The organism is Flavobacterium artemisiae (assembly GCF_042678225.1).
Classification (GTDB): domain Bacteria; phylum Bacteroidota; class Bacteroidia; order Flavobacteriales; family Flavobacteriaceae; genus Flavobacterium; species Flavobacterium artemisiae.
In genome coordinates, this window is sequence record NZ_JBHUDZ010000012.1 from 277,118 (window position 1) to 289,151 (window position 12,034).

The 12,034-nt window shown below is 34.1% G+C and carries 9 protein-coding genes; 2 read left to right on the top strand and 7 right to left on the bottom strand.

Features of this window, described 5'->3' with window-relative positions; genetic code table 11:
- The first annotated feature begins 1 nt into the window (after position 1).
- Both ACFSC2_RS11895 and ACFSC2_RS11900 read left to right on the top strand, forming a co-directional pair.
- Positions 2-997 (top strand): TlpA family protein disulfide reductase, encoded by a 996-nt coding sequence (locus ACFSC2_RS11895; protein ID WP_379815223.1) that lies wholly within the window; start codon positions 2-4, stop codon positions 995-997.
- A gap of 211 nt (positions 998-1,208) precedes the next feature.
- On the top strand, positions 1,209-1,556 hold the full coding sequence (locus tag ACFSC2_RS11900) for a toxin-antitoxin system YwqK family antitoxin (RefSeq protein ID WP_379815222.1): 348 nt from the start codon (positions 1,209-1,211) through the stop codon (positions 1,554-1,556).
- Positions 1,557-1,608: 52 nt separating this feature from the next.
- Here ACFSC2_RS11900 and ACFSC2_RS11905 read toward each other — a convergent pair whose 3' ends face one another.
- From ACFSC2_RS11905 to ACFSC2_RS11935, 7 genes are all read right to left on the bottom strand, one after another.
- Positions 1,609-2,715 (bottom strand): PepSY-associated TM helix domain-containing protein, encoded by a 1,107-nt coding sequence (locus tag ACFSC2_RS11905; RefSeq protein ID WP_379815221.1) that lies wholly within the window; start codon positions 2,713-2,715, stop codon positions 1,609-1,611.
- 229 nt (positions 2,716-2,944) lie between these two features.
- Positions 2,945-4,495 (bottom strand): PepSY-associated TM helix domain-containing protein, encoded by a 1,551-nt coding sequence (locus ACFSC2_RS11910; protein ID WP_379815220.1) that lies wholly within the window; start codon positions 4,493-4,495, stop codon positions 2,945-2,947.
- 3 nt (positions 4,496-4,498) lie between these two features.
- Positions 4,499-4,801: a hypothetical protein gene (locus ACFSC2_RS11915; protein WP_379815219.1), complete on the bottom strand. Its 303-nt coding sequence runs from the start codon at positions 4,799-4,801 to the stop codon at positions 4,499-4,501.
- A gap of 12 nt (positions 4,802-4,813) precedes the next feature.
- Positions 4,814-5,146, bottom strand: coding sequence for a hypothetical protein (locus ACFSC2_RS11920; protein WP_379815218.1), 333 nt, complete (start codon positions 5,144-5,146; stop codon positions 4,814-4,816).
- 61 nt (positions 5,147-5,207) lie between these two features.
- The gene (locus ACFSC2_RS11925) at positions 5,208-7,700 is read right to left on the bottom strand and encodes a TonB-dependent siderophore receptor (RefSeq protein WP_379815217.1); all 2,493 of its coding nucleotides are present in this window, start codon (positions 7,698-7,700) and stop codon (positions 5,208-5,210) included.
- A 187-nt stretch (positions 7,701-7,887) separates the two neighbouring features.
- Positions 7,888-9,129 (bottom strand): 2-oxoglutarate dehydrogenase complex dihydrolipoyllysine-residue succinyltransferase, encoded by a 1,242-nt coding sequence (odhB, locus tag ACFSC2_RS11930; protein ID WP_379815216.1) that lies wholly within the window; start codon positions 9,127-9,129, stop codon positions 7,888-7,890.
- A gap of 85 nt (positions 9,130-9,214) precedes the next feature.
- A complete protein-coding gene (locus tag ACFSC2_RS11935; protein ID WP_379815215.1) occupies positions 9,215-11,989 on the bottom strand; it encodes a 2-oxoglutarate dehydrogenase E1 component in 2,775 nt (924 codons plus the stop codon).
- Between the last annotated feature and the right edge of the window lie 45 nt (positions 11,990-12,034).

Below are 12,034 nucleotides of genomic sequence, written 5' to 3' on the forward strand. Positions count from 1 at the left end.
TATGAGAAAACTTTTTGTTGCGGGTTTAGTAATTATAAATGCTTTGAATGTACTTGGACAAAGCAAAAGTCAAATAAAGTTTACAGCTAAAATCGAAAATCGAAACAGCGATACATTAGTAATACAAGGAAGAAACGGTTTTAAACAAATAATTCCGATTGACAAAAAAGGAGTTTTTGCGGCTTCTTTTGACACCCCAAAAGGATTTTATGTATTCTCTGATGGAACAGAATCTTCAAATATATATTTGAAACCGAATTCCGAAATAAATTTAACGATGAATGCCAAACAATTTGATGAGACTATTATATATAAAGGTAAAGGTGTAAATGAAAGTAACTTTCTTGCACAACAAGCTTTAAAAGACGAAAAGTTTCAAGAAGCTGAATTTAAGCTGGAACAAGATGGATTTGTTGCTGCACTTGACGAAAAATTGAAAAAAGATACCGAAGCTCTTGAGAAAGGTGATTTTGATCCTGAATTTAAAACCGCCTTAAAACAAAGTTTTGAAAGTTTTCATCAATATGCTTCGGAGGAATATGAAAGAGCTTCAAAAGCAAATAAATTAGCAGGAAAACCTTCTCCAGAATTTGACTATGAAAACCACAAAGGAGGTAAAACAAAATTAGCAGATTTAAAAGGTAAATATGTTTACATTGATCTTTGGGCTACTTGGTGTGCGCCTTGTAGAGCTGAAATTCCGTATTTGCAAAAGATGGAAGAAAAGTATCATGGAAAAAACATTGAATTTGTCAGTATTTCTATTGATAAATTGAAAGATAACGAGAAATGGAAAAAATTTGTAACCGATAAAAATCTTGGTGGTATACAGCTTTTTGCAGACAAAGATTGGGAATCTGAATTTGTTACTAAATATGGTGTAACCGGAATTCCGAGATTTATTTTAATTGATCCAAAAGGAAATGTTGTAAATGCAGATGCATCAAGACCATCAGATCCGAAGCTTGAAATTCAATTAAATAGCTTATTGAACTAAAATATTTACGAAATTTACATCGTTATCGTAAAGAACGAAATTTCATAAAATACCAGTAAAACCAGTGCTTCAGCGCTGGTTTTTTCATTTTTACACATTTTCCAATGTTAAGTTTTCATTCAATGTTACCAAATTGTTAAGCAAAAGTTTTTTTAATGTAAACATTTAACTATATTTGATAACGATTTGATAACATTTAATACCTAAAGATATGAAAAAGTGTGTGATTTTAGCGGCTGTGTTGTTCTCTGGAATTTTAACAGCACAAGAAGGTAAGCCTGAATTGGAAGTTGTTGGCAATAAAGTAAAAGCTACTTATTATTATGACAATGGAAGGATACAACAGGAAGGCTTCTTTAAGGATGGAAAATTGGACGGTGTTTGGGTATCTTATGATGAAAGAGGAAATAAAACTGTAGAAGGAGAATATAATGAAGGTATGAAAACTGGAAATTGGACATTCTATAATGAAAGTAATCTTTCTCAAGTGGCTTACGTAAACAGTAAAGTAAGTTCTGTAAAGAATTTGCAAAAGAATGCTGTCGCAAATAGAAACTAAAAAAGTTTTAGTTTATTGTTTTTTTTAAAACCGCCCCGTCAAGGCGGTTTTTTCATGTCTTTTTCTTTTTATAATTTCTTCCGTACCAAATTACAAAACCAGTAACAGGCAACGTAGCGGCGAACAGGCTTACTATAAAAGCGAGAATTTTTCCTGGCAAGTCTAGAATTTGTCCGGTATGAATTCCGTAATTCATTTCTACAACCTGCAAGCCTAAACTTTTGTCTTCAAAAAGTTGTTTTTCAATTAATTTCCCGCTTTCCGGATGAAAATAATAATTGCTTTGGTGATCGTATCTTAAAGTGTGCGGATAAGCTCCAGTACTTACAATATCGCCTTTTTGCTGCGGAATCATCACAAACAACATTTCGGATTCTGGTTTCAATTTCATTGTTTGAACAAAAGCACGATCTATTGCTGTTATCGAATTTGCTTTGAACTTTGTATTATCAATTGAGGGAAGTTTGGTTTCTGCTGCTTTATCGCCGCCAAAATTAAAAGACTTGTAAATTCCGTCGCCAACCCATTCGTATGTAAAAGTAAGTCCAGTTATAGCAAGGATTAAAGCGATAAGAGAGATGTAAAATCCAGAGGTATTGTGCCAATCATAATTAACGCGACGCCATTTTGCAGACCATTTTATTGTTAGACTTCTTTTAATGTCAGATCTTTTCTTTGGCCACCATTGTATGATTCCAGAAATCAATAAAAGAATAAAAATAATCGTAGCGCCGCCAATAATATGCTTTCCGATGTAATCGGGAAGCAGTAAATACAAATGAATATATTCTACAATAATGAAAAAGTCTGTTTTAGGATTTTCAGACTTTAGAAATTTTCCATTATAAGGATTAAAATATAAATACTGACTTTCTTCGCCAGAATAAGTATAAACTATGGCAGAACGATTTTTACCATAATACGCGACCATACTAGCATTAAAATCAGGAACAATTTTTTTGGCGTTTTCCTGCAGGGTAGAAGGTGGTAAAAAAGCTCTGTTTTCTGGTTCTACCAATCGCCATTCTTTTCTTGTAATATCTTTTATTTCGTCATGAAAACAAAAAATACAGCCCGTAATACTGATTATAAAAACAATAAGGCCAGAAATTAATCCAAGCCATTTATGTAAAAATCGTATTTGCGTTTTGAATCCCATTTTTTGATTAAAAGCGTAAAAGTATGCTCAAAATCTATATGGGACAAATTATTCTAAAGTATTTTGCGTATAAGTTGAAATGCTTATAAAAGAATAATCTCGCAAAGACGCCAAGTCGCTAAGTTTTTCTGGTATTACTTTGCGGCTTGGCGTCTTCGCGAGATTAAATTAATTATGTTTTTAAAAGCTTAAAAAACTTAGTGTCTTAGCGCGCCTTTGCAGTAAAAAATTAAGCAACAGCTTTTTTAGGTTTTAAATGATAAGCAACATATAGTGATATTGAAGCCAAAGCAATCCAAAATACATCTATAAAGAAAATCTGAATTTGGTTGTGAATAAATGAATTCCAAAACCAATTTCCAGTGACAATTCCGTTTGTTATTGGAATCAGAAAACCTAAAATACTTCCTGATATCAAACAGAATTTAGTGGTAAAACCATCATTCTTCTTGAAGATAAAAAAGACTGCAAGCAATAACCATCCTCCAAAATAAAGACTAAACAAATTAGACTGGCTTAAAGGATAGAAGATTTTACTTCCAATAAAAGCCAAAGCTGTAATTGGATACATACTCAAACAGATCGCTAAATAAATACGAACAACGGCCGCATTGAAACGTCTTTTCTTTTCTGGAAGATTATTTTTTTGTCTTGCCACAAGCCAGATCATTACACCAGAAATAATAACAAAACATGTTATAATTCCTAAAACGAAGCTTATGATTTTTAAAGCATATCCGCCATAATCTCCAAAATGAACACGATATAAAACTGTTTTTACACCATCAAGATAATTGTTTTGAGATATTGGATCTTTTTTAGCAATTTCCTTTCCGTCAGATACGCGATAAACAACTTTTCCAACTCCGACAAATTTCTTGTGCGACAATAATTCACCTTCTACTAAAACGTGCATATTAATATCTCCGTAATTTTGAACAATTACTCTAGTAATTTCGAAATCTTTCCAGTTGTTTTTTGCTTTTGCAACTAATTCATTAACATTAAACGGATTCGCTAATTTTTTGTATTCAAATGCATAATCAGGATCGTTGTATTCTAATTCTTGATACAGCTTTTTGTCATCACCTTCATAAAGAGCCATTACAGCCGGAGCAACGATTAAAAGTTTAATCATAAAAAAGGCACCCGTAACAGCATAAACAAACTGAAAAGGAAGACCAATCATTCCTAATGCGGTGTGGGCGTCTGTCCAAAGTGTTTTTAATTTTTCTTTTGGACGGAAGATGTAGAAGTTTGAAACAATTTTTTTCCAATGCAGTAAAACTCCGGTTACAATTGCAAATAAGAAAAATAGAGCAGTAAATCCTGAAAGGTAATATCCTGCAGGATATGGAATCTGCGCCAAAAAGTGCAAACGGTATAAAAGTTCTCCCAAAGAATAAGATTCTTCGTAAGTGTAAGATTTAAAATTTTTAGTGTCAAGGTAGAAAAATGAACCTTCTTTTTGTTTGGCTGGAGCCAAAGTGTCTCTGGTCCCTTCCATGTAAACGGCAACTCTTTCTTCTACAGAAGGTTTAGAAATCGTAATATTTCGTCCGTGCAGAATATGTTTTTTGTCAAGATCTTTTAGTGCCTTATTGTAGTCTAATTGAATTTCTCTTGTAATTGCAGTGGATTCACTTCTTTCCCAATTGATGATTTCATCTCTAAAAAAAGAAAAAGACCCAGCAAAGAAAATGACAAAAAGAACTACGCTGATCACGATACCGCTGACAGTATGTGTATGGAAATAAATATTATAATGACGGTTATTCATAAATTATTTTGCCGTTGGATGGTATGTTTGACCTAGATAAATAAAAAGACAGAAAACTAAAGTAAGCAGGATATAAATCCCCCAGATTTTCCAGCCGCTTTTAGCAAGAAAAGCAATGATCATAAGAGCAACCCAAAGTATAAAGCCGCTGTATGCCATGGTCATTAAGACATTAGCTCGGTTAAACCAAGCTGCTAGTGCAAGGTGAAAAGAAACGGCAACGAAATAACCGCCTAATATTGCAGCCGTAATTTTAAGAAAACGCGGCAAAAAAGCAGGAGTTAAATATTTTGGATTTGCTGGCATTAGTGAATTGATTTAAGCGTAATAAAATTCTAAGATGGCAATGATTATAAAAAGAGCTAAAAGTGCTTTATGGTTTACTTTTTTAAGAGGAGCCAAAATAATAATTAAGCTTCCGATAGTCATTAATTGAATAAAAAACATCAAAGTCCCGCAGCATAAAGACTGTGTGTAAAGCCACGATGCATAGGCAGTCAATAGTAATCCTAAACCTGTAATTTTAGTTTGTTTTGGATTGTTTTTCATCCATTTTTCAAAACCAAAATCATATGATAAAACAGCTCTTTTTGAAGTGTAATAAAGAGTGTAAAAAGCTAAAAAAACGATAAGGCTGGCGATAGTAATCATAATCTTAGAAATTTAAAAAACACCTTTCCGATGAAAGAAAGGTGTTTTTGAATGTTTTTTATTAAAATCTGTACGAGAAGTTTGCAGATACACTTCTCATGTTTTTTGGATGAATTGTAGACCAACCATCGTAAGTATCAACATTAGCAATATTGTCTAGTTTCAATGTCAACGTAAATTTCTCTGTTCCGTAGAAAATAGAAGAGTTTAAAACAGTATAAGAAGGGATTGCAAATTGACCAACAACATTTCTGTTCATGATTAAGTTTTTGTCAGCATAATTTCCACCAAAACCTAAACCAAAACCTTGTAAATCTCCTTGAGGGAATTTGTAGCTTGCCCAAAAGTTTGCTGTATTTCTTGGTCCTGAACTCTCTGGTCTGTTTCCTACGAAAGAAGGGTCTCCAGCATTTAAAACAGCATCAACATAGCTGTAACCTGCAACAATGTTTAAACCAGTAATTGGATTTGCAACGATTTCTGCTTCAAAACCTTTATTTCTTTGTTCTCCATCTTGGAAAGAAGTTTGAGTTGGTACTCCGCCTGTAGAACCATATACAGTATAAACCTGATCTGTTACTTTGATGTCATAATAGCTAAATGTTGCGTAAAGTTTATCTTTAAAAACATTTAATTTAGTTCCGATTTCAAATTGGTTAGCATGTTCTGGTTTGAAAGTTCTTGGGATACCTATTCCGCCTAAACCAGTATCAGTTGTTGGAGCAGTATTGGTAAAACCATCCATATAGTTAGCAAAAATCGAAATTTTGTCAATAATTGGCTGATAAACTAAACCAAATTTTGGTGAGAAAGAAGTTTGATTAAAATCATCAGCATTTGTAGTGACGTCACCAGCAGTCATAAAACGATCTACACGTAAACTTGCCATTGCAGATAATGCAGGAGTAATATTGATTACATCTGATGCATAAGCACTAATAACTTCTTGTTTTGTTTTGTTATTGTTTGCATTAGTTTCTGCTATAAGTTTATCAGAACCAGCTTTTGTTAGGTTACCACTATCACCATTTGTAATATATAGTGCAGGATCTGTAATGCCGAATACATATTCGTTTACAGTTGCTAAATCAAGGTTTCCAATATAAACTCTTCCATTTGATACATATCCAGAACCATTATCAACTTGACCTCTGTTAAAGTAATCAAAACCAACAACGATTCTGTTTCTTAAGTTTCCAAGTTTAAAATCGCCAATAAAGTTTTGTTGAATATCTGTTGTTAAGGTTGTTGTATTTTGATAATTCATTGAACGTCCCAAAACAATTCCTTCACTTACTTGTGCAGGAAAAAATTGTGTACCTTCATATAAATAAGTATAATACCCTTCAGATTTAGATGATCCTCTAGATAGAACAGTTTGAGAAGTCCATTGATCAGAGATTTTGTAATTCATCTGCCCTTGAAGAGAGTAAGAAGGGGTTTCAATTGCAAGTTCGTTACTTGTATAAGAACGTTTGTTGTTATAACCTAATTCATTTATATTATGAACTCTTAACGGTGCACCTCTGTCTAAAAACAACATAGTAGCATTCGTCTGTTTGTTGTTCATGAATTCAGTATTGATATAGAACGAAAGTCTGTCGCTAGCTTGGTAAGATAAAGATGGAGCAAAGAAAAATGATTTTCTAAATCCAGCATCTTGAAAGCTGTTTTCTGTATGATACGCAGTATTAATTCTGAAATTAATTTTGTGTTCATCATCTACAGGAGTATTAACGTCTGCAGTTACACGATTTAATCCAAAGCTTCCTGCTGTATAGCTTACTTCTCCTCCAAAATGATCGTAAGGTCTTTTAGTCGTTAAGTTGATTAAACCTCCGTAAGAAATTAAACTACTTCCGAATAGAGTTCCAGAAGGTCCTTTAATAACTTCAATTTTATCAATATTTGCAGGATCTATACTTCCGTTATTTAAAGCAGGTAATCCATTTGTCATAGTTGGCTGCACAGCAAATCCTCTTAAAGAGAAATAACCTGCACCGTCACCACCACGTCCAGTAGAAGCCCAAAGCGGAGATAATCCTGGTGCATTTTTAAGTGCATCATCGATATTTGTAACCACTTGCTCTTTTAAAAGTTCACTAGTAATTGTAGTATATACTTGTGGATTTTCAAGATTTTTAAGAGGCAATCTTGATACTTGTTGTGTTTCTTTACGTGCTAATGGATTTTTTTTGTTTCCATTTACAACAATTTCGTTTAATTCCTGAGAATTTTCACTGATTTTAAAATCCTCGATAATTGAGTCACCACTATTTAACGTAACGCTTTTTTCTTTAGAAGAATAACCAACACCAGAAACTTTAATTACATAGTTACCAGGTTTAATATTTTTAATTTCATAGAAACCATTTTCGTCTGTCGTAGTTCCAATTTTTGTTCCTTTTAATGTAATAGAAACATTATCTGCAGCTTGACCATTTGTCAAGCTAATTTGACCTTTTATGGTTGCTTTTTCTTGGGCTAAAACAGACACGCTGGTTAATAAAGCAAGACAAAGACTCAAAAAAGAAATTGTAAATTTTAATTTCATTTTATTTAGAATTGATTTTAATAGCGCAAATGTAAGCCTTGATTGCTTATCAAACAAACTTTATTTTTATTTATTCCAAATTAAATACCTTAAAATTAGTTTAAAATATCCTTAAATAAGAATTAACTTAAAAAAGAAAACCCTGCTCGGTAAAGAGCAGGGTTTGGTATAATTAAAATGCTTAGGATTACAATTCTAAAGCACGTTTAGCATCGCCATTCATCAATAATTCTAATGGGTTTTCTAAAGCTTCTTTTACAGCAACTAAGAAACCAACAGATTCACGTCCGTCAATGATTCTGTGGTCGTAAGAAAGAGCCACATACATCATTGGGTGAATTTCAACTTTTCCGTTTACAGCAATCGGGCGCTCAATAATGTTGTGCATTCCTAAAATTCCTGATTGAGGAGGGTTGATAATTGGAGTAGATAACATACTTCCGAAAACACCACCGTTAGTGATTGTGAAAGTTCCTCCAGTCATATCGTCAACTGTAATTTGACCATCACGAGCTCTTAAAGCTAATCTTTTGATTTCAGCTTCAATTCCACGGAAAGTTAAAAGTTCAGCATTACGAACAACAGGAACCATTAAACCTTTTGGTCCAGAAACTGCGATTGAAATATCAGCAAAATCGTAAGCGATTTTGTAGTCACCATCCATCATAGAGTTAACATCTGGATATAATTGTAAAGCTCTTGTAACTGCTTTTGTAAAGAATGACATGAAACCTAAACCTAAACCACCATGTTTTGCTTTGAAAGCATCTTTGTATTCGTTACGAATTTGGTTAATTGGCGTCATGTTTACTTCGTTGAAAGTAGTCAACATTGCTGTTTCGTTTTTAGCAGAAACCAATCTTTCAGCTACTTTACGACGTAACATTGATAATTTTGTACGCTCAGTACCACGGCTTCCTCCTGTTGGAGTTCCCATAGAAGGTACAGCATTTACAGCATCATCTTTAGTAATTCTACCGCCTTTTCCAGTTCCAGAAACGGTTGCAGGCGCTATATTTTTCTCGTCTAATATTTTTCTTGCTGCTGGAGAAGGAGTTCCTGCTGCATAGCTTGTTGCTGCCGGAGCTGCTTTTGGAGCCTCTGCTTTCGGTGCTTCTGCCTTTGGAGCCTCCGCTTTTGGTGCTTCTGCTTTAGGAGCTTCAGCTGCTGGAGCGTCACCTGCAGGTTTTGCTGCATCTGTATCAATTAAACAAACTACTGCACCAACTGCAACTGTATCACCTTCTTCTGCTTTTAATGTAATTACACCGCTCATTTCAGCAGGTAATTCAAGAGTAGCTTTATCTGAATCAACTTCAGCAATAGCCTGATCTTTTTCTACATAATCACCGTCTTTTACTAACCAAGTTGCAATTTCAACTTCTTTTATTGATTCCCCTGGTGATGGGACTTTCATTTCTAAAATCATCTTATTTTTTTGTTTAAGGTTTGTGTTGTTTAAAGTTTCACGTTAACATTAAACCTGAAACTTTAAACTTGAAACTATTTTTTAATTATCTAAATAAATCTTTATCGAATACCATTCTGATTGCATCTGCGTGACGACGTTTTGCACGTGTATAACTTCCTGATGCAGGAGCAGCGTATGCTTTTAACGAAGCTAATCTCCATTTTACAAGATCAAAGTTCATTAACATAAAGCTGTAAGCTCCCATGTTTTTAGGTTCTTCCTGAGCCCAAACATAATCATCTGCATTTGGATATTTTGCAATAATTTCTTTAATCTGCTCAACAGGGAAAGGGAATAATTGCTCGATACGAACAACTGCAACGTCATTTCTTCCGTTATTTTCTCTTTCAGCAACAATATCATAGTAGAATTTACCTGTACAGAAAACTAAAGTTTTTACTTTCTTTTTGTCTACTGCATTGTCGTCAATTGTTTCTTGGAAACTTCCGTTTGCTAGTTCCTCAACTGTAGATACACATCTTGGATCACGTAATAAACTTTTTGGAGAAAAAACTACCAATGGTTTACGGAAATTAGTTTTCATTTGTCTTCTCAACAAGTGGAAGAAGTTTGCTGGTGTTGTACAGTCCGCAACATACATATTTTGTCTTGCACAAAGTTGTAAGTAACGCTCCATTCTTGCAGAAGAGTGCTCAGCACCTTGTCCTTCATATCCGTGAGGCAACAACATTACTATGCCGTTTTGATTGTTCCATTTGTCTTCTCCACAAGAAATATACTGGTCAATCATAATTTGAGCACCGTTAGAGAAATCTCCAAATTGTGCTTCCCAGATTGTTAATGCTTTCGGATTTGCTAATGCATATCCATAATCAAAACCTAGAACACCGTACTCTGATAAAAGAGAATTGAATACGCCAAAGTTTCCTTTTTTGTTTTCAATGCCATCTAATAGAACTACTTCTTCTTCAGAATCTTCAACTTTAACAACCGCGTGACGGTGAGAGAAAGTTCCACGCTCTACGTCTTGTCCAGAAATACGAACATCAAATCCTTCCGTTAAAAGTGAACCATAAGCTAATGCTTCTGCAGTTCCCCAATCAATAGTATTGTTATCATAACCTGCTTTTCTGTCAGATACAATTTTAGTGATTTTGTTGATGAATTTTTTATCTTCTGGTAAAGTTGAAATTGTATTGATAATAGAATCTAAACCTTCTTTAGCAAAAGTTGTATCTACTTTTTGAAGCATTTGTGTGTCAGTAACCTGAACAAATCCTTCCCATTCGTTTTTCATGAATGGAGTAATGATAGTCAAATCTTTTTTACGAGAAGCTTCTAAGTTTTCTTCAAGTCTAGATTTGTATTCTTTTTCTAACCCGTTAACATAAGAAGCATCGATTACACCGTCAGAAAGTAATTTCTCAGCATAAATATCTCTTGGGTTTTTATGTTTAGCAATGATTTTATATAAAACTGGCTGCGTAAAACGAGGTTCGTCACCTTCGTTGTGTCCATATTTTCTATATCCTAAAAGGTCGATAAATACATCACGTCCAAATTGCATTCTGTAGTCTAATGCAAAAGATACAGCGTGTACAACTGCCTCAGCGTCATCAGCATTTACGTGTAATACTGGAGATAAAGTTACTTTAGCAACGTCTGTACAATAAGTAGATGAACGAGCATCTAAATAGTTAGTTGTAAATCCAACTTGGTTGTTGATTACAATGTGGATTGTTCCTCCAGTTTTGTAACCGTCAAGTTGCGCCATCTGAATGATTTCGTAAAGAATACCTTGTCCTGCAATTGCAGCATCACCGTGAACAGCGATTGGTAAAACTTTAGAGAAATCGTCAGCGTAATATTTATCTTGTTTTGCTCTGGTAATACCTTCAATAACAGCTCCAACTGTTTCTAAGTGAGAAGGGTTTGGTGCTAAGTTGATGTTGATGCTTTTTCCAGTTCTTGTTTTTTTGTCAGCAGTAAGACCTAAGTGGTATTTTACGTCACCATCAAAATATTCCTGATCGTAATCTTTACCGTCAAACTCACCAAAAATATCCTGAGTAGATTTTCCGAAGATGTTTGCCAAAACATTCAAACGACCACGGTGAGCCATTCCCATTACAAATTGTTCAACACCTTTTTCAGCAGCTTGCTCGATCAAAGCGTCAAGAGCTGGGATGATAGATTCTCCACCTTCTAATGAGAAACGTTTTTGACCCACATATTTAGTATGAAGGAAGTTTTCAAAAGATACAGCTTCGTTTAATTTATTTAAGATTGTTTTCTTTTCTTCTGTAGAAAAATTAGGCTGGTTAACATTTACAGCCAATTTATCCTGAATCCATTTTACAACGCCAGGATTTCTGATATACATATATTCAATACCAATATGCTGACAGTAAATTGCTTTAAGACGATTTACAATTGCTTCAAGAGAAGAAGGTGTCATGCCTATTGTCTGTGCAGCATCAAAAACTGTATTAAGATCTGCTGAAGATAATCCGAAGTTTTCAATATCCAAAGTTGGAGAAGAAGTTCTACGGTCACGAACAGGATTTGTTTTCGTGAATAAATGCCCGCGCGTACGGTATCCGTCAATTAATTTTAGAACGTTGAATTCTTTTTTTAGTTTTTCTGAAACCTGACTGTAATCTGTATTGTCGCTAGTCACGTACTCAACGATAGTTTGCACAGGGTTTTCGTCGTTATAAGTTGTTTGTCCAAAGTCAAAACCTTGAAAGAAACTTCTCCAGCTAGGCTCTACGCTGTCTGGGTTTACTAAATATTGATCGTATAATTGTGCAAAAAACTCGGTATGCGCTGCGTTTAAAAATGAAAACCTATCCATAATATGAGTGAATATACTTTTTGTTATATAGAAAGGCAAAAGTAC